At 71.8% G+C, this 17773-nt stretch carries 20 protein-coding genes and 1 pseudogene; 7 read left to right on the top strand and 14 right to left on the bottom strand.

Going from position 1 to position 17773, the window contains the following annotated elements; all coding sequences use genetic code 11:
* The first annotated feature begins 7 nt into the window (after positions 1-7).
* Positions 8-886 carry a deoxyribonuclease IV gene (locus ACWCQK_RS12205; protein WP_451154714.1) on the top strand — a complete coding sequence of 293 codons (879 nt, stop codon included), beginning with the start codon at positions 8-10 and terminating at the stop codon, positions 884-886.
* A gap of 77 nt (positions 887-963) precedes the next feature.
* Positions 964-1464 (top strand): DUF4396 domain-containing protein, encoded by a 501-nt coding sequence (locus tag ACWCQK_RS12200; protein WP_451154712.1) that lies wholly within the window; start codon positions 964-966, stop codon positions 1462-1464.
* Between the two features lie 15 nt (positions 1465-1479).
* Here ACWCQK_RS12200 and ACWCQK_RS12195 read toward each other — a convergent pair whose 3' ends face one another.
* Positions 1480-2112, bottom strand: a complete 633-nt coding sequence (locus ACWCQK_RS12195) for a sulfite oxidase-like oxidoreductase (RefSeq protein ID WP_451154710.1) — start codon at positions 2110-2112, stop codon at positions 1480-1482.
* 175 nt (positions 2113-2287) lie between these two features.
* On the opposite strand from ACWCQK_RS12195, the gene bfr reads away from it, so the two are divergent.
* Complete coding sequence (bfr, locus tag ACWCQK_RS12190; RefSeq protein WP_066992767.1) at positions 2288-2767, top strand: bacterioferritin; 480 nt, start codon at positions 2288-2290, stop codon at positions 2765-2767.
* A 14-nt stretch (positions 2768-2781) separates the two neighbouring features.
* Here bfr and ACWCQK_RS12185 read toward each other — a convergent pair whose 3' ends face one another.
* Positions 2782-3033: a (2Fe-2S)-binding protein gene (locus ACWCQK_RS12185; protein ID WP_451154708.1), complete on the bottom strand. Its 252-nt coding sequence runs from the start codon at positions 3031-3033 to the stop codon at positions 2782-2784.
* Positions 3034-3222: 189 nt separating this feature from the next.
* A complete protein-coding gene (locus tag ACWCQK_RS12180; protein ID WP_451154706.1) occupies positions 3223-4575 on the bottom strand; it encodes a class II 3-deoxy-7-phosphoheptulonate synthase in 1353 nt (450 codons plus the stop codon).
* Positions 4576-4686: 111 nt separating this feature from the next.
* Here ACWCQK_RS12180 and ACWCQK_RS12175 point away from each other — a divergent pair, with 111 nt between their 5' ends.
* Positions 4687-4755, top strand: coding sequence for a trp operon leader peptide (locus ACWCQK_RS12175; RefSeq protein ID WP_451155347.1), 69 nt, complete (start codon positions 4687-4689; stop codon positions 4753-4755).
* Between the two features lie 99 nt (positions 4756-4854).
* Entirely contained in the window at positions 4855-6777 is a 1923-nt protein-coding gene (locus ACWCQK_RS12170) for an anthranilate synthase family protein (protein ID WP_451154704.1), read from the top strand.
* On the opposite strand, the pseudogene ACWCQK_RS12165 reads toward ACWCQK_RS12170, so the two are convergent.
* The 5 genes and pseudogenes from ACWCQK_RS12165 to ACWCQK_RS12145 all read right to left on the bottom strand — a co-directional run.
* Positions 6729-6860: pseudogene (locus ACWCQK_RS12165) on the bottom strand (2-hydroxyacid dehydrogenase); the annotation flags it as partial. The gene ACWCQK_RS12170 and the pseudogene ACWCQK_RS12165 sit on opposite strands and share 49 nt — an antisense overlap.
* Positions 6861-6984: 124 nt before the next feature.
* Positions 6985-8013, bottom strand: coding sequence for a 6-phosphofructokinase (locus ACWCQK_RS12160; protein WP_451154702.1), 1029 nt, complete (start codon positions 8011-8013; stop codon positions 6985-6987).
* Between the two features lie 223 nt (positions 8014-8236).
* The gene (locus ACWCQK_RS12155) at positions 8237-8914 is read right to left on the bottom strand and encodes a response regulator (RefSeq protein WP_451154700.1); all 678 of its coding nucleotides are present in this window, start codon (positions 8912-8914) and stop codon (positions 8237-8239) included.
* A gap of 39 nt (positions 8915-8953) precedes the next feature.
* A complete protein-coding gene (gene macS / locus ACWCQK_RS12150) occupies positions 8954-10270 on the bottom strand; it encodes a MacS family sensor histidine kinase (RefSeq protein ID WP_451155346.1) in 1317 nt (438 codons plus the stop codon).
* A 40-nt stretch (positions 10271-10310) separates the two neighbouring features.
* Positions 10311-11108: a lysophospholipid acyltransferase family protein gene (locus ACWCQK_RS12145; RefSeq protein WP_451154698.1), complete on the bottom strand. Its 798-nt coding sequence runs from the start codon at positions 11106-11108 to the stop codon at positions 10311-10313.
* A gap of 160 nt (positions 11109-11268) precedes the next feature.
* On the opposite strand from ACWCQK_RS12145, the gene ACWCQK_RS12140 reads away from it, so the two are divergent.
* Both ACWCQK_RS12140 and ACWCQK_RS12135 read left to right on the top strand, forming a co-directional pair.
* Complete coding sequence (locus tag ACWCQK_RS12140) at positions 11269-12048, top strand: alpha/beta hydrolase (RefSeq protein WP_451155345.1); 780 nt, start codon at positions 11269-11271, stop codon at positions 12046-12048.
* Positions 12041-12640, top strand: a complete 600-nt coding sequence (locus ACWCQK_RS12135) for a hypothetical protein (RefSeq protein ID WP_451154696.1) — start codon at positions 12041-12043, stop codon at positions 12638-12640. Before ACWCQK_RS12140 ends, ACWCQK_RS12135 begins: the two co-directional genes overlap by 8 nt.
* Before the next feature lie 40 nt (positions 12641-12680).
* Here ACWCQK_RS12135 and ACWCQK_RS12130 read toward each other — a convergent pair whose 3' ends face one another.
* From ACWCQK_RS12130 to ACWCQK_RS12105, 6 genes are all read right to left on the bottom strand, one after another.
* The gene (locus ACWCQK_RS12130) at positions 12681-13436 is read right to left on the bottom strand and encodes an endonuclease/exonuclease/phosphatase family protein (protein WP_451154694.1); all 756 of its coding nucleotides are present in this window, start codon (positions 13434-13436) and stop codon (positions 12681-12683) included.
* Between the two features lie 223 nt (positions 13437-13659).
* Positions 13660-14613 carry an ROK family glucokinase gene (locus tag ACWCQK_RS12125; protein WP_451154692.1) on the bottom strand — a complete coding sequence of 318 codons (954 nt, stop codon included), beginning with the start codon at positions 14611-14613 and terminating at the stop codon, positions 13660-13662.
* 54 nt (positions 14614-14667) lie between these two features.
* Positions 14668-15144 (bottom strand): DUF5304 domain-containing protein, encoded by a 477-nt coding sequence (locus ACWCQK_RS12120; RefSeq protein ID WP_451154690.1) that lies wholly within the window; start codon positions 15142-15144, stop codon positions 14668-14670.
* A 57-nt stretch (positions 15145-15201) separates the two neighbouring features.
* Entirely contained in the window at positions 15202-16371 is a 1170-nt protein-coding gene (locus ACWCQK_RS12115) for an ArsA family ATPase (protein ID WP_451154688.1), read from the bottom strand.
* Between the two features lie 40 nt (positions 16372-16411).
* On the bottom strand, positions 16412-16855 hold the full coding sequence (locus tag ACWCQK_RS12110; RefSeq protein WP_451154686.1) for an SRPBCC family protein: 444 nt from the start codon (positions 16853-16855) through the stop codon (positions 16412-16414).
* Between the two features lie 120 nt (positions 16856-16975).
* Positions 16976-17773 (bottom strand): metallophosphoesterase family protein, encoded by a 798-nt coding sequence (locus tag ACWCQK_RS12105; RefSeq protein ID WP_451154684.1) that lies wholly within the window; start codon positions 17771-17773, stop codon positions 16976-16978.

The raw sequence follows: 17773 nt of genomic DNA, 5'->3' as shown, positions 1-17773 counted from the left end.
TGGACGGGTGAAGAACGAGCAGCCCGGCCCCTCCCGCAACCCCGTCGGCGGTCACGTCCCCGTGGCCGGCGGTCTGAACTCGGTGGGGCTGTCGTACGCCCGCGACCTGGAGGCGGAGACCGTGCAGGTCTTCGTCGCCAACCCGCGCGGCTGGGCCACGCCCGCCGGCGACCCGCGCCAGGACGAGGAGTTCCGCGCGGCGTGCGCGGCGGAGTCGATCCCGGCGTACGTGCACGCCCCCTATCTGATCAACTTCGGCTCGCACACCGAGGCGACCGTGCGCAACTCGGTGGAGTCGCTGCGGCACTCGCTGCGGCGCGGGCGGGAGATCGGCGCCCTCGGCGTGGTCGTGCACACCGGGAGCGCGACCGGCGGCCGGGAGCGGTCCGTGGCCCTCGGGCAGGTGCGCGAGCACCTGCTGCCGTTGCTCGACGAGCTCACCCACGACGACGACCCGTACCTGCTGCTGGAGTCCACCGCCGGTCAGGGTGCCTCGCTCTGCTCCCGGACCTGGGACTTCGGGCCGTACTTCGAGGCGCTGGACGCCCACCCGAAACTGGGCGTGTGCCTGGACACCTGCCACATCTTCGCGGCGGGCCACGATCTGACCGGCCCGAGCGGCATGCACCAGACCCTCGATCTGCTGGTGGACACGGTCGGCGAGGGCCGGCTGCGGCTGATCCACGCCAACGACTCCAAGGACGTGGCCGGCGCGCACAAGGACCGGCACGAGAACATCGGCGCCGGCCACATCGGCGAGGACCCGTTCCGGGCACTGATGACGCACCCCGCGACGGCGGGCGTCCCGCTGATCATCGAGACGCCGGGCGGCAAGGAGGGGCACGCGGCGGACGTGGCCCGGCTGAAGAAACTCCGTGCTTCCTGACCTGCTGACGGAATACCCCTAGGGGGTATACGGTTCCTACTTCGACGCAGGAACCGCTCACCGGCATGGGGGCACGCATGCGGCACGAGGCACACGCTCACGCTCACGTTCAGCACGGGACGGCCGACGGGGCGGCAGGGGCCACCTGGTCCACGGCCGTCCAGGCCACCCTGCACTGTCTGACCGGGTGCGCCATCGGCGAGGTCCTCGGCATGGTGATCGGCACCGCGCTGGGCTGGGGGAACGTGCCGACCACGGCCCTGGCGATCGTGCTGGCGTTCGCCTTCGGCTACTCGCTGACCCTGCGTGGCGTGCTGAAGGCAGGCGTCGGTCTCCGGACCGCCTTCCGGGTGGCGCTCGCCGCGGACACCCTGTCGATCGCCGTGATGGAGCTGATCGACAACGGCGTGATCGCGCTGTGGCCGGCGGCGATGGACGCGGAACTGGGCGACCTGCTCTTCTGGGGCTCCCTGGCGATCTCCCTGGTGATCGCCTTCGTCGCCACGACACCCGTCAACAAGTGGATGATCGGCCGCGGCAAAGGACACGCGGTGGTGCACCGCTACCACCGGCACTGACCCGGCACCGACCGCTCAGAGCTCGGGGCCGTCCCCGGGCTTCTCCTGGTACGAGTAGCGCTGCTCGCGCCAGGGGTCGCCGACGTTGTGATAGCCGCGCTCCTCCCAGAAGCCGCGGCGGTCGGCGGTCATGTACTCCACGCCGCGCACCCACTTGGGGCCCTTCCAGGCGTACAGGTGGGGGACGACCAGGCGCAGCGGGAAACCGTGTTCCGCCGTGAGCAGTTCGCCGTCCTTGTGGGTGGCGAAGATGGTGCGCTCGTCGGCGAAGTCCGCCAGCCGGAGGTTGGAGCTGAAGCCGTACTCCGCCCACACCATCACATGGGTGACGGCCGGTGCGGGCGGGACGATCTCCAGGATGGTGCGCGCGGGGACGCCACCCCACTCGGCGCCGATCATGCTGAACTTCGTGACGCAGTGCAGATCGGCCACGACGGTGGCGTACGGCAGGGCCGTCAGCTCCTCGTGGTTCCAGCAGCGCTTGTCGCCGTCGGCGGTGGCTCCGAAGACCCTGAACTCCCAGCGCTCGGGCCGGAACTTGGGTACCGGGCCGTAGTGCGTGACCGGCCAGCCACGCTGAAGCCGCTGTCCCGGCGGAAGCTCGGTCCGTACCGCTGCTCCAGATTCCCGCTCCACCGGCTGACCCATGCCTCCATCCTGACAGACCCCGGGCAGTGCGCCGGACCAGCGAGCCCCGAAACGGGCAACTGGTACTAAGCATGCACTTACTTACTAAGTACGCACTTACTGGACGATCTTCGACGCCGGTGAAATCATGCGCCCGCAACCTCCCCCGTTCCCCACCGTGGAAGGAGCCTCTGCGATGCAGGGCGACCCCGAGGTCATCGAGTTCCTGAACGAACAGCTCACCGGCGAGCTCACCGCGATCAACCAGTACTTCCTGCACGCCAAGATGCAGGAGAACTTCGGCTGGACGAAGCTCGCGAAGTACACGCGGCACGAGTCGTTCGACGAGATGAAGCACGCGGAGGTGCTGACCGACCGGATTCTGTTCCTGGAGGGTCTGCCGAACTACCAGCGGCTGTTCCACGTGCGGGTGGGACAGACCGTCAAGGAGATGTTCGAGGCCGACCGGCAGGTGGAGGTCGAGGCGATCGACCGTCTCAAGCGCGGGATCAAGGTGATGCGCGAGAAGGGCGACATCACGTCCGCGAACATCTTCGAGGACATCCTCGCCGACGAGGAGCACCACATCGACTACCTGGACACCCAGCTGGAACTGGTGGAGAAGCTCGGTGAGGCGCTCTACCTCGCGCAGCTGATCGAACAGCCGGAGAGCTAGGGCCGGACAGGCCGCTAGGCCGCCTCTTCGAGGCCCGGCGCCGCGGACGGCTCGGACAGTTCGGCGAGCACCGGCATGCCCTCGTCCGCCAGCTCACGCCGGGGGCACGCGCCCCGGCCGAGGAGAGCCTGGATCCGCCGGACGCACGACCCGCAGTCCGTGCCCGCCTTGCAGGCGGAGGCTATCTGGCGGGGGGTACAGGCACCGTCCTCGGCATGCTTCCTGACCTGCGCCTCGGTCACACCGAAGCAGCTGCACACGAACACGCGGACGTCACCTCCCGACAGGGTCACTGGTCCTGGGGCCAAAGGTCTTGCCGAACCGAAAGACCGAAGCCCGATGATCGGTGAGGCTAACCTAACCTTACCCGCCGCACAGGAACCGTAAAAGTCGAGTGGGGCGCGGATCGCATGTGATCCACGCCCCACTTCACACTCCGGTGACCAGCCGGAACGTCACTGTGACCGGTACATCTCCGCGACCAGGAACGCCAGGTCGAGCGACTGGCTGCGGTTCAGCCGCGGGTCGCAGGCCGTCTCGTAGCGCTGGTGCAGGTCGTCGACGAAGATCTCGTCGCCGCCGCCCACGCACTCGGTGACATCGTCACCGGTGAGCTCGACGTGGATGCCGCCCGGGTGGGTGCCCAGGCCCTTGTGGACCTCGAAGAAGCCCTTGACCTCGTCGAGCACGTCGTCGAAGCGGCGGGTCTTGTGGCCGGAGGCCGCCTCGTAGGTGTTGCCGTGCATCGGGTCGGTGATCCAGGCGACGGACGCGCCGGACGCGGTGACCTTCTCGACCAGCTCGGGCAGCTTGTCGCGGACCTTGTCCGCGCCCATCCGCACGATGAAGGTGAGGCGGCCCGGCTCACGGTCCGGGTCGAGGCGCTCGATGTACTGCAACGCCTCCTCGGCCGTGGTGGTCGGGCCGAGCTTGACGCCGATCGGGTTGCGGATCCGCGACGCGAACTCGATGTGCGCGTGGTCCAGCTGCCGGGTGCGCTCGCCGACCCACACCATGTGCGCCGAGACGTCGTACAACTGCCCGGTGCGCGAGTCGACCCGGGTGAGGGCGGACTCGTAGTCGAGCAGCAGCGCCTCGTGCGAGGAGAAGAACTCGACGGTCTTGAACTCCTCCGGGTCCGTGCCGCAGGCCCGCATGAAGTTCAGCGCGTTGTCGATCTCGCGCGCCAGCTGCTCGTAGCGCTGCCCGGACGGGGACGACTTCACGAAGTCCTGGTTCCAGGCGTGCACCTGCCGCAGGTCGGCGTAGCCGCCGGTGGCGAAGGCGCGCACCAGGTTGAGCGTGGAGGCGGAGGCGTTGTACATCCGCTTCAGCCGCTCGGGGTCCGGGATCCGGGCCTCTTCGGTGAACTCGAAGCCGTTGACGGAGTCGCCCCGGTAGGTGGGCAGCGTCACGCCGTCGCGGGTCTCGGTGCCCTTGGAGCGCGGCTTGGAGTACTGGCCGGCGATGCGGCCCACCTTCACCACCGGCACCGAGGCGGCGTACGTCAGCACGGCGCCCATCTGGAGCAGGGTCTTGAGCTTGTTGCGGATGTGGTCGGCCGACACCGCGTCGAAGGCCTCGGCGCAGTCGCCGCCCTGGAGGAGGAACGCCTCTCCCTTGGCGACGGCCGCCATCCGGGCGCGCAGCTGGTCGCACTCGCCCGCGAAGACGAGCGGCGGATACGACTCGAGTTCCGCGATCACTGCGCGCAGAGCCTCGGTGTCGGGGTACTCGGGCTGCTGCGCCGCGGGCAGGTCTCGCCAGGTGTTGCCAGCGCCGGCGCTGGTCTTAGCGTTCACTGTCACACCCCCAACTTTACGGGGTCGTGTCGAGTCGTTTTCGTCCGGCTCGACAGGTGAGACGCCGTCTCGCGGGTCGGTCGGCCCCCGAGAGCGCCATGGGGTAAGGTGCCTGGCATGCTCGCGCTTTCTCCCGGGATCCCGACCCGGAACTGGTGGTGGACCGCTCATCCGGCGGCCCACTGACTGCGCGTACGCACGACTTCGCGAAGGCCGCCCGAGGGCGGCCTTCGGCGTTTTCCACCCGAGCCGGGCCGTTCCTCCCACCACGAAGGACACGGACCCATGCGTCTGCTCGACCTGCTCGACGATCCCCGCCCGTTCGCCCTGCTGCGCCGCCGCGCCCCCGGCCATGACGACGCGGTCGTGGAGGTGCTGCTCGGCCCGGTCGGCACCTACGACCGGCTCGCCGACCTCCCCGCGGAGGGCCTCGCCCTCATCCCCTTCCGCCAGATCCGCGAGCGCGGCTTCGACGTGCGCGACGACGGCACGCCGCTGGCGTTCCTCACCCCCGAGGAGACGTACACCGTCCCGCTCGCCGACGCCCTGGACCAGCTGCCCGGGCACGAGGTACGGGTCGAGGGCGGGGGCTTCGACGTCGAGGACGAGGAGTACGCGCGGATCGTCGGGCGGGTGCTGCGCGACGAGATCGGGCGGGGCGAGGGCGCGAACTTCGTGATCCGGCGGACCTACACCGGCGAGATCCCCGGGTTCGGCCGCGCGGACGCCCTGGCGCTGTTCCGCCGGCTGCTGGCGGGCGAGCGGGGCGCGTACTGGACCTTCGTGGTGCACACCGGGGAACGCACGCTGGTCGGCGCCAGCCCCGAGGTCCACGTCCGGATGTCCGGCGGCACGGTGGTGATGAACCCGATCAGCGGAACGTACCGCTACCCGGACGGGGGACCGACGCCGGAGCACCTGCTGGACTTCCTCGCCGACGGCAAGGAGATCGAGGAGCTGTCGATGGTGGTCGACGAGGAGCTCAAGATGATGTGCACCGTCGGCGACCGGGGCGGGGTCGTCGTCGGCCCGCGGCTGAAGGAGATGGCGCACCTCGCGCACACCGAGTACGAACTGCGCGGCCGCTCCTCGCTGGACGTGCGGGAGGTCCTCAAGGAGACCATGTTCGCGGCCACCGTCACCGGCTCCCCCGTGCAGAACGCCTGCCGGGTCATCGAGCGGTACGAGCCGCTCGGCCCGGACGGTGTCGCGCGCGGCTACTACGCGGGCGCCCTGGCCCTGCTCGGCCGGGACGCCGGCGGGGCCCAGACCCTCGACTCCCCCATCCTCATCCGCACGGCCGACATCGACGCGGCCGGACGGCTGCGGGTGCCGGTCGGCGCCACGCTCGTGCGCGGCTCGGACCCGGCGGGCGAGGTCGCGGAGACCCACGCCAAAGCGGCGGGCGTGCTGGCGGCGCTGGGGGTACGCCCGTCCCGGCCGCGCGGGGAGCGGGCACGGCCCCGGCTGGCGGACGACCCCCGGGTGCGGGCCGCGCTGGACGGGCGGCGGGCCTCGCTGGCGCCGTTCTGGCTGCGGATGCAGGAGCGCACGGCGGAGCTGGACGGGCACGCCCTGGTCGTCGACGCGGAGGACACCTTCACGGCGATGCTCGCGCACCTGCTGCGGTCGGGCGGACTGGACGTGACCGTCCGGCGCTACGACGAGCCGGGGCTGCGGGAGGCGGTGCTCGCGCACGAGGGGCCGGTCGTCCTCGGGCCCGGCCCCGGCGACCCCTCGGACCTCACCGACCCCAAGATGCGGTTCCTGCGGGAGCTGACCGCGCGGGTGCTGCGGGAGCACCGGCACGGCGTCCTCGGGGTCTGCCTCGGGCACGAGCTGATCGCGGCCGACCTGGGGCTGGAGATCGTCCGCAAGGAGGTGCCGTACCAGGGGGCGCAGACGCAGATCGACCTGTTCGGGCGGATCGAGACCGTGGGCTTCTACAACAGCTTCGTGGCGCGCTGCGACGACGACGCGCTCGCGGGGCTGGCGGCGCGCGGCGTGGCGGTCAGCCGGGGCGTGACCGGCGAGGTGCACGCCCTGCGCGGTCCCGGCCGTGGCGCGGACGCGCCCCTGAACGCGTTCGCCGGGGTCCAGTTCCACCCGGAGTCGGTGCTGACCCTGAACGGCCCCGCGGTCGTCCGGGAGCTGGTCGGTCAGCTGCGCGGCGCGAGCACGGTCGCCGAGCGGCGGCCGGCCGTGTAGTCGAGGACGTCGCGCACGGTGGCGTCGACGATCTGGCCGACGGCGTCCACGGGGTGGCAGACCTGGTGGGAGGTGACCAGGACGGTTGTGCGACGGGAGCTCCGCTCCCGTTTCGCGCGCAGCAGGGTTATGGGCCGCCGTGTGCGCGGCCCATAACCCGGTGTCGCCGGTTCATCCGGTGGGTTCGGGTTGTCCGGTCCGGCCGGTTCAGCCGAAGAACACGCCGACTTCCTCGTACAGCTTGGGGTCCACCGTCTTCAGCTTGGCCGTGGCCTCCGCGATCGGGACGCGGACGATGTCCGTGCCGCGCAGGGCGACCATCTTGCCGAAGTCGCCGTCATGGACGGCCTCGATGGCGTGCAGTCCGAAGCGGGTGGCGAGCCAGCGGTCGAAGGCGCTCGGGGTGCCCCCGCGCTGGACGTGCCCCAGCACGGTCGTACGGGCCTCCTTGCCGGTGCGCTTCTCGATCTCCTTGGCGAGCCACTCGCCGACGCCGGACAGCCGGACGTGTCCGAAGGAGTCCAGCGACTGGTCCTTGAGGACCATGTCGCCGTCCTTCGGCATGGCGCCCTCCGCCACGACCACGATCGGCGCGTACGACGCCTTGAAGCGGGAGGTGACCCAGGCGCACACCTGGTCGACGTCGAAGCGCTGTTCCGGGATGAGGATGACGTTGGCGCCGCCGGCCAGACCGGAGTGCACGGCGATCCAGCCCGCGTGACGGCCCATCACCTCACACACGAGGACGCGCATGTGCGACTCGGCGGTGGTGTGCAGGCGGTCGATCGCCTCGGTCGCGATACCCACGGCGGTGTCGAAGCCGAAGGTGTAGTCGGTCGCGGACAGGTCGTTGTCGATGGTCTTCGGCACGCCGACGCACGGCACGCCGTACTCGTCGGACAGCCGGGCGGCGACACCGAGGGTGTCCTCGCCGCCGATCGCGACGAGCGCCCCCACCTCGTGCTTGGCGAGGTTCTCCTTGATACGGCGGATACCGTCCTCCACCTTCAGAGGGTTGGTCCGCGAGGAGCCGAGGATGGTGCCGCCGCGCGGCAGGATGCCACGCACCGCGGGGATGTCGAGGCGGACGGTGTCCCCTTCGAGGGGCCCCCGCCAGCCGTCCTTGAAGCCGACGAACGCATAGTCGTACTCCTGTACGCCCTTGCGCACGATGCCCCGGATGACGGCGTTGAGCCCGGGGCAGTCACCGCCTCCGGTCAGTACTCCGACCCGCATGGAAATGTCCCTTCACCGGTTGCCTGATGAGGGTCACGGTAATAGTGATCCAGGTCACTTCGGCCTGGGCGGGAAAGGCAATTCCGGTGAATTGTCGGGCGGTTTGTTTACGTGTGGGGTCCTCTCATCGGCTTTACGCGTCGGCCGCGGCCGTCCTGACCCGGCGGCGGACCCGACGGGGCCTCGCCGTCAGGGCGATGGCCACCCGTCGGCGGACCCGCGGCTACTCGTCGTCGAGCCCGCGCTCTATCGCGTACCGCACCAGTTCCACCCGGTTGTGCAACTGGAGCTTGCCCAGGGTGTTCTGCACGTGGTTCTGGACCGTGCGGTGGGAGATGACCAGGCGCTCGGCGATCTGCTTGTAGCTCAGGCCCTTGGCGACCAGCCGCAGCACCTCGGTCTCACGGTCGGTGAGCCGGGGCGCGTCGGGCCGGTCCGCGTCCGCCGCGGGCGCGGGCTCGGCGGCGAGGCGGCGGTACTCGCCGAGGACCAGACCCGCCAGGCCGGGGGTGAAGACCGGGTCGCCGACGGCCGTCCGGCGCACGGCGTCCTGCAGTTCCTCCGTCGACGCCGACTTCAGCAGATAGCCCGTCGCGCCGGACTTCACCGCCTCCAGCACGTCGGCGTGCTCGCCGCTCGCGGACAGCACCAGCACCCGCAGCGCGGGATCGGCGGCGACGACCTCCTTGCAGACCTGGACGCCGGGCTTCGCGGGCAGGTTCAGGTCGAGGACCAGGACGTCGGGCACGGCCGCCTTCGCCCGGCGCACCGCCTGCTCGCCGTCGCCCGCGGTGGCGACCACCTCGAAGCCGGCCTCGGCCAGGTCGCGGGCGACGGCGTCGCGCCACATGGGGTGGTCGTCGACGACCATGACCCTGATCGGTCCCTGCTGTTCAGTCATCGCTGCTGCTCCGCCTTCCCCCGCGTCCGCATGACGTCATCACGTCGTCGCGTCGTTCGTCGTGTTCTTGTTCCCGGCGCCCTTGGCGCCGGTCGTCCTCTTCGCACCGGTCGCCTTCTTCGCGCCGGTCGAGTCCGTATCGCCGGTCGTGTCCGTCTCGCCGGCCGGGTGCTTCGGCACCGTCAGCTCCACCTCGGTGCCCTGTCCCGGTGGGGAGCACAGTTCGGCGCTGCCGCCCAGGTCGCGCAGTCGTCCCCGGATCGACAGGGCCACCCCGAGCCGGCCCTCGCCCTCGGCCTGCGCGAGCCGGCCCTCGGGGATGCCCGGCCCGTCGTCACGGACGGTCACGACGACCGAGCCGGGCTCGTCCTCGACCAGGATCCAGGCCCGCGCGTCCGGGCCGGCGTGCGCGCGCACGTTGTCCAGGGCCGCCCCGACGGCCGCGGCCAGCTCCCTCGCGGCGACCGGGGCCAGCAGCACCGGGGCACCGGGCTCGGCGAGGCTGACCCGGGCGGCGGCGTAGCGGGCGAGCAGGCCGCGCAGATCCACCGGGCCCTCGTCCTCGGGTTCGTCGACCGCGTGGACCAGCGCCCCGTCGGCGGTGTCCCGCGACACCCGGGACACCGGGACCATTCCGCCGGAGACCAGGGTGCGCAGCGCCACCTCCTGCTCCCCCGCCATCCGGCCCAGCTCGGCCGCCTCGCCGCCGATGACCGCGCCCCGGCGCTGGACCATCGCCAGCACCTGGAGCACGCCGTCGTGGATGTCGCGGGCGAGCCGCTCCCGTTCCCTGGTCGCGGCCTCGATCTCCAGCGCGCGGGCGAGGGTGCGCTCGGAGGCGCGGGCGACCTCGACGACGTAGCCGATGGCGATGGAGGCGACCCAGACGAGGATCACGTTGTGGACGGTGTCGCGGGCCGGAGCACCGCGCTCGACCAGGTTCACGGCGGCCACCAGGGTGGAGGCGAGGGCCGCCCAGCGCCAGCCGCCCTTGATGGCGAAGGCCAGGACGGAGCCCGCGGTCCATATCGACGGCAGGGTCGGGCCCCCGTCCAGGATCCGCGCGGGCGAGTCGGCGACCGGCGTGAGCAGGATGCCGGTGAGCGCGATCGTGAGGTCCAGCGCGAGGAATCGTTTCGTGCAGCTCGCCGCGTTCGCGACCTTCGGCAGGGTGGCCAGGGTCCACGCGAACAGGACAGCGTAGTAGGCGATGGCCACCCAGGGACGGACGAAGCCGTCGTAGGCGGTGGCGAATAAACCGACCGCGTACAGCATGGTCAGCACCCGGTAGGCGGTGAGCGCGCGCCACAGCGGCTGCTCGACGGACATCCTCATGACTCTGACGCGCTTGGCCAATCCCCCCACGCCCCACCCCCGGACCGTCGTGTCCCGGGCTCTAGGTCTGCGACTTGTGCTCCGGCCTGTGCTCCGACCTGTCCTTCTCGGCCTGGTCCCGGACGGCCTGCGCGAGCGCGGCCCTGGCCGCCTTCTCCGCCGCCTTCTCCGCTTCCTTCTCCGCCTTCGCCGCGTCCGTGATCTGCCGCTTGGCGGCCGTCGCGTAGACGTCGACGTACTCCTGGCCGGACAGCCGCATGATCTCGTACATGACCTCGTCGGTCACCGCGCGGAGCACGAAGCGGTCGTGCTCCATGCCCTGGTAGCGGCTGAAGTCCAGCGGCTTGCCGATCCGGATGCCGGGCCGCATCACCTTCGGCATGACCTTCCCGGGCGGCTGGATCTTCTCCGTGTCGATCATGGCCACCGGGATGACGGGCGCGCCGGTGGCGAGCGCCACGCGCGCGAGGCCGCCGGGCTTGCCGCGGTAGAGGCGGCCGTCGGGCGAACGCGTGCCCTCCGGGTAGATGCCGAACAGCTCACCGCTCTCCAGCACCTCTATGCCGCTCTTGATGGCGGCCTCGCCTGCGCCGCGCGCGCCGGAGCGGTCCACCGGGAGCTGGCCGACGCCCTTGAAGAAGGCGGCCGTCAGCCGGCCCTTCACGCCGGGCGTGGTGAAGTACTCGGCCTTCGCGATGAAGGTCACCTTGCGGTCGAGGACGGCGGGCAGGAAGAACGAGTCCGAGAAGGACAGGTGATTGCTCGCAAGGATCGCCGGGCCCTCGGCGGGTACGTTCTCCAGGCCTTCCACCCAGGGCCTGAAGATCATCTTCAGCGGCCCCCCGATGGAAACCTTCATCGCGCCGTACAACAACCGACTGCCTCCTGTTTGTGTCGCTCAGACCTTAACCCGGAGTGCCGTCAATGAGCCCGACGGCCCTGGTCGGTGTCAGTGCGGTCGCGTACGGTGAACCACACCCGGAAGAGTTCACGACCCTGACATGAACAGGAGACCGAAGGTGCCGGTCCTTCCTGGAGCCGAGCCGTACCGCCATGAGGGCGGGGAGGTGGGTGTCCTCCTCTGCCACGGTTTCACCGGTTCCCCGCAGTCGCTGCGCCCCTGGGCCCACTACCTCGCCGAGCGCGCGCTGACCGTGTCGCTGCCCCTGCTGCCGGGGCACGGCACCCGCTGGGAGGATCTCCAGCTCACCGGCTGGCAGGACTGGTACGCGGAGGTCGACCGGGACCTGCGCGCCCTGCGTGACCGCTGCGCCCGGGTGTTCGTGGCCGGCCTGTCCATGGGCGGGGCGCTGGCCCTGCGGCTCGCCGCCCGGCACGGGGACGGCGTCGCCGGCGTCATCCTCGTCAACCCCGCGAACAAGGTCCACGGCCTGTCCGCGTACGCCCTCCCGGTCGCCCGCCACCTCGTCAGGACGACCAGGGGGATCGCCGACGACATCGCGAAGGACGGCGCCGCGGAGATCGGCTACGACCGGGTGCCGCTGCACGCGGCCCACTCCCTGCGGACCTTCCTCGGGCTGGTCGACGGCGAGCTGCCCCAGGTCACCCAGCCGCTGCTGCTCCTGCGCAGTCCGCGGGACCACGTCGTACCCCCGGCCGACTCGGCCCGCGTGCTGAGTCGGGTGTCCTCGACGGACGTAACGGAGGTCATGCTGGAACAGAGCTACCACGTGGCGACGTTGGATTACGACGCGGACCGTGTCTTCGAGGAGAGCTACGCATTCATCGGCCGGCTCGCACCCAGTGTCGGTAAGGAAGGGACGGCCGCAGGTGGCTGAGCACGACTCGGAGCGCGAGGACCGCGAGGAGCGGGAGGACCGCGGGGGCCGCGACGTGCCCGTGGAGCACGAGCCGGAGGACGCGGGCGTCGCCTTCGACGAGGAGGCCGCGTGGGCGGCGATCGTCGCGGGATACGGCGCCGAGCCGCCGGACCCGCCGGGCGCCAAGCCCTTCAAGACGGTGGAGGACCTGGCCTTGCTCGAGGCCGAGCCGAACGACGAGCAGCCGGAGCAGAAGCAGCCCGCCAAGCCGCTGGGCAGCTCGGTCTCCTACGCGCCCGGCATAGGGCCGCGCGACTACACCGCGCCGGAGGCGGCCGAGGAGGACCTCGGGGAGGACGACGAGGGTCACTTCGTGCCGCCCGAGCCGCCGCCGCTGCCCACCACGGACACGACCTCCCGGTTCGCGTGGCTGGGAGTGATCGGCGGCCCGATCCTGCTCCTGGTGGCGGTCCTGCTCGGCTGGGACATGACGTGGTGGCTGACGACGCTCGGCATCGGCGGCTTCCTGGGCGGCTTCGCCACGCTCGTGGTGCGGATGAAGACGGACGACGAGGACGAGGGCGACCCGGGCCGGGGCGCGGTGGTCTGAGCGGGCCGGGCTGTCCGAGCCCCGGCCGGCCGCCCCGGGCTCAGCTCGCGGGCACGTGCAGGGCGGCCAGCACCGGCAGGTGATCGGTGGCCGCCCGCAGGTCGGCCCCGGTCAAGCCGGGCTGCCCCAGCGGCACCCCGCAGCCCAGCACCCGCACGCCCTTCGTCGCGAACAGCGCGTCGATGCGCTGGTGCGGGTCTGTCGGTGTGGAGGTGTACTCGGCGCCCCAGGGCGCGGTGGCCCAGCAGTCCTGGAGGCCTTCGGACAGCAGCCGGAAGGTGCGGCCCCCGGGGCGTTCGTTGAGGTCGCCGCCCGCGACCGCGTGCTCCACGCCCAGCCCGGTGAGCCGGTCGAGGAGCAGTCCGCCCTGGTCGTAGCGCTCGTCCCGCTGGAGGCTGAGGTGACAGCTCAGCACGCCGAGCCGGGCGCCGCCGAACCGTACGACGGCCGTCGCGAAGCCCCGTCGGTGCAGTCCGGGGGTGAGCGGCAGCAGCACGTCCTCGGTCCGCTCGACCGTCGCGCGCAGCGAGCAGAGGATCGCGGGCCCCGCGGCCGTGCCGCCGCCGGAGAGGATCACCAGTCCGGACGCGGTGGCGAGGCGGGCCAGTTTCTTGCGCCAGCGGAAGAACCGCGGCGCCTCCTGGACGAGGACCAGGTCGGGTGCGCAGGCGGCGATCACCCGGGCCAGCGCGCCGGTGTCGTCGCGCATCGAGCGGATGTTGTAGGAGAGGACCCGGACGACGGCCGAACCGTCCGGCTCGGTACGGGAGTTGGGCAGCAGCGCAGAGGTCGCCATGCCGATCAAGATACGCCGTGGCGTCCCGTACGTCCGGGTAGGGCGGCGCCCGGTACGACGACGGCCCGGCAGGCCGCGCACGACGGCTCCCGGTACGGCGGCGCCCGCGGTGCGGGACGGCCGACGCCCTCCGTGCGGGGCGGCCGGTGCCCGCGCCGGCCGGTACGACAGCGCCCGCCGTCCCGGGCGCGGGATCGGCGGGCGCTGTCGCGCGGAGCGGGGATCACATGATCGGGTCGGGCTCCCGGGCCAGGTCGGCCGCGCCCACCAGGCCGGCCTTGTTGCCGAGCTGGGCCGCGATCACGTCGGCGACCGGACGCCAGTTGCCGCCGACCAGCCAGCGCTTGTACGACTTGCGGATCGGGTCGAGGACCAGCTCGCCCTCGTCCGAGAGACCACCGCCGACGATGAACGCGGAGGGGTCGAAGAGCGAGGCCAGGTCGGCGAGGCCCGCGCCGGCCCAGCGGGCCAGCTCACGGTAGGAGTCGACGGCGACCAGGTCGCCCTGCCGGGCGGCCATGGAGATGTGCTTGCCCTCGATGCCGTCGGGGGTGCCGTCGCCCAGGGACAGCAGCAGCTCGGCGTGCTCGGGGGTGGCGTTGGCGCGCTGCTTGGCGTACCTCACCAGGGCGCGGCCGGACGCGTACTGCTCCCAGCAGCCCTGCGAGCCGCAGCCGCACAGCAGGCCGTCCGGCACCATGCGGATGTGGCCGAACTCGGCGGCCACGCCGAAGTGCCCGCGGCGCAGCTTGTTGCCGATGATGATGCCGCCGCCGAGGCCGGTGCCGAGGGTGATGCAGATGACGTTGCGGTGGCCCTTGCCGGCGCCGAACTTGTACTCGCCCCAGGCCGCGGCGTTCGCGTCGTTCTCCACGACGACCGGGAGGCCGACGCGGGCCTCGACCTCGGCCTTCAGCGGCTCCTGGCGCCAGTCGATGTTCGGCGCGAAGTAGACCGTCGAGCGCTGACGGTTGACATAGCCGGCGGCACCGATGCCCACGCCGACGATCTCGTGCCCCACGCGTGCGCCTTCGACGGCGGCGGCGATCGCGTCCACGATGCCCTCGGGCGTGCCCGGGGTCGGCACCTGGTGGGTCGAGAGGATGTTGCCTTCCTCGTCGACCACACCGGCCGCGATCTTCGTGCCGCCGATGTCGACGCCGATGGTGAGTCCCATGAATCCCTCAGTTTCGGTCGAGCCCCGCTACGGCCAACCGTACCCGAGGGGTCTTCAGTCCAAGTCGATGCGTTCCCCGGGGCCGCCCTCGTCACCGCGGTCCCGGCGGTCACGGAGGTCCTTGAGGTCGTCGTCGAGGTCCGCGGACCGGGCCGTCCAGCGCTGTTCCTGGGCCTGGATGGCGGAGCGGTAGGCGGCGAGCAGTTCGCCGCCGGCCGCGGCGAGGTGGTCGAAGACGTCCGGATTGCGCTCGATCACGGGCTCGACGGCGGCCTTGGCCTGCTGGACGACCTGGCGCACCACCTGCTGCGCGGCCGGCCCGGCGACCGCGCCGAACAACGGGGACTGGAGGCCGGACAGCTTGTCGGCGACCGCGTCGACGAGCTTGCGCAGCTCCTCGGCGGCCGAGCCCTGGGGCCGCCCGTAGTCGGTGCGACGGCGGGCCCGCTCGGCCTCCAGATCCTCGGCGCAGGCCTTGGCCCAGGCGTCGTCGTCGGTCGCCCGGACCCGCGAGTTCTCGGCTTCGCTCATGACGGACTCCTGACTACGGTTCGTCCCTACGACGTTACCCGAACGGCGGTACCTCGTTCACCTGGCCCGCGGCCACAGCTCGGGGTCCGGGGCGAACCGGACCCGCAGCTCCCCGTCGCGCAGGGCGGCGCCGTCGACGGTGCACCGGCGCAGGGCCGAGGGCAGGGCGACGATCCGGCGGAACTGTCCGGCCGTGACGACGAGTTCGTCACCGCGCCGGACGAGGTCGAGCTCGTCCCGTATCGCGCCGGGCAGCGGGAGGTGCCAGACCAGCACCCCGTCCGCGGCGAGCCGGTCGATGACGGGCCACTCGACCGGGGCGAGCACCGGGTTGACGCCGGGGGCGGCGAGGGCGGCCAGGTCGTCGGCGCCGTGCGGGTCGCGGCCCAGGTGGGCGACCGGGTGCACGACGTGCGACTCCTGCCAGTCGGCGAGCGCCTTGCCCTGCTGGGCGGCGAGTCCGGCGAGCCAGGGGTCCTCGACGGTCTCGGGCAGGACCCGGTTGGCGACGAGGCACTCGACGGCCAGGCCGCGCAGGGCGAGACCGAGTTCGGCGGCGCGCACGGCCTCGGCGCCGGCCGGTCCGGGCTCGGCGACCAGGCGTACGGCGGTGTCCCGGTGCGCGAGGACGGCCTCCACCGCGGCGAGTTCCACGTCCCACCGGGAGGCCGTCTCGTACAGCGCCTCCGTGGGCATGGGGACGCCCGCGAGCCGCCCCAGGACCGGGCGCAGGGCGCGGGCGGCCTGCCGTTCGGGCGGGAGCAGGCGGCGCAGATAGCGGCGCAGTTCCTCGGGCAGCGCGAGCAGGGCGAGGGTCTGCGGGGTGGCGGGCAGGTCGACGACGAGCAGGTCGTGGGTCTGCGAGAGCGACGCGTCGCGCAGCGCGCGGAGCAGGTTCAGCTCCTCCGTGCCGGGCAACGGGGTGAGCTCCTCGGCGTCGAGCCGGGAGGCGCCGAGGAGGTCGAGGACGGAGGAGGCGCGGTCCTGGAAGGCGGCGAGGTCGTCACGGAACCCGGCGACGGGGTCGGGACGCCAGACGGTGAGCCGGGGGTCGACCCGCACCGGGGTGCCGCCGGTCGCCGTGCCCAGCGCCGTGCCGAGGGTGTCGGTGCGGTCGGCGCCGAGCAGCAGGGTCCTGGTGCCCTCGTGTGCCGCGCGCAGGGCGGTGGCGGCGGCGACGGTCGTACGACCGGAACCGCCCGGACCCGTGATCAGGATGGTGCGCATGGAGGTGAACGGTACCTCCGCGCGCCGGCCGCGCGTCCCGCTACTTCCCGCCCGACTCGACCCGCTTCTTCAGTCCCGCCAGCGCCCGGTCGATGATGACCTTCTCCGCCTTGCGCTTGATCATGCCGAGCATCGGGATCTTGACGTCGACCGTGAGCAGGTAGGTCACCTCGGTCGCGCCGTCGCCCGCCGGCTTCAGCACGTAGGAGCCGTCGAGCGAGCGCAGCATCTGGGACTTGACCAGGGTCCAGGAGACCTCGTTCGCGCCGGTCCAGGTGTACGCCAGCGTCTGGTCGTCCTTGATCGCTCCGGCGTCCATGACGAGACGGACCTGCTCGGCGCGGCCCTGGCCGTCGGACTTGAGGACCTCCGCCTCCTTCACCTCGCCGGTCCAGTCCGGGTAGCGGGCGAAGTCGGCGATCACCCCCATCACGTCGGCCGGTGCCGCCGCGATCGTGATGCTCGAGCTGGTGTGTTCCGCCATCGCCGTGGCTCCTCCAGATGCGGGCCGGTAGGACGTCGTGGTGCGTGGTGCTGCGCGGGTGTGTGCAGCGTGAAGGCTACCGCGCACAAGTCGGGCCGATGTCACCCCACCTGGGCCGTCTCACCATTCGAGGGCCCATGGCCGCCCGGACCCGGCGAAGTGCCCGACATTCACGCACTCCGTCGCCCCGATCCGCATCCGCCGGGCCAGTGGCTGGTGGACATGGCCGAACAGCGAATAGCGGGGGCGGGTGCGGCGGATCGCGTCCAGCAGGGCGCGGCTGCCGCGCTCGAAGCGGCGGGCGACGGTGTCGTAGACCAGTTCGGGCACCTCGGGCGGGATGTGGGTGCACAGCACGTCCACCTCGCCCACCGCCTCGATCTTCGCCGCGTACTCCTCGTCGCTGATCTCGTAGGGGGTCCGCATCGGTGTCCTGAGTCCGCCGCCGACGAAGCCGAAGACCCGGCCGCCGATCTCCACCCGCTGGGCGTCCAGGACGGTCGTACCCGGTCCGGCGTACTCCTGCCAGAGGGACGGCATGTCGACATTGCCGTAGGTGGCGTACGTCGGCGTCGGGAACGCGGCGAACATCTCGGCGTACTGCTTGCGTACCGCGGTCTCGATCACGGCCGCCCGGTCGGAGCCGACCCCCGCCCACAGCCGGGCGCCGAGTTCCCGCGCCTCCTCGAAGCGGCGGGCGGTGCGCAGTTCGACGAGGCGGTCGGCGTTCTCGACGCCGAACAGATCGGGGAAGATGCCGCGCGCGTGGTCGGCGTAGTCGAGGAAGAGGACCAGGTCGCCGAGGCAGATCAACGCGTCGGCGCCGTCACCCGCCCGGGCCAGGTCACGGGCGTTGCCATGCACGTCGCTGACCACATGGACGCGGGTCCTCCGGTTGCCGGCTGATGTGGGTGCCAT

It is taken from the genome of Streptomyces sp. NPDC002306 (assembly GCF_053593435.1).
Note: the sequence above shows the minus strand (reverse complement) of the source record. Positions and strands in the feature narration are given on the sequence as shown.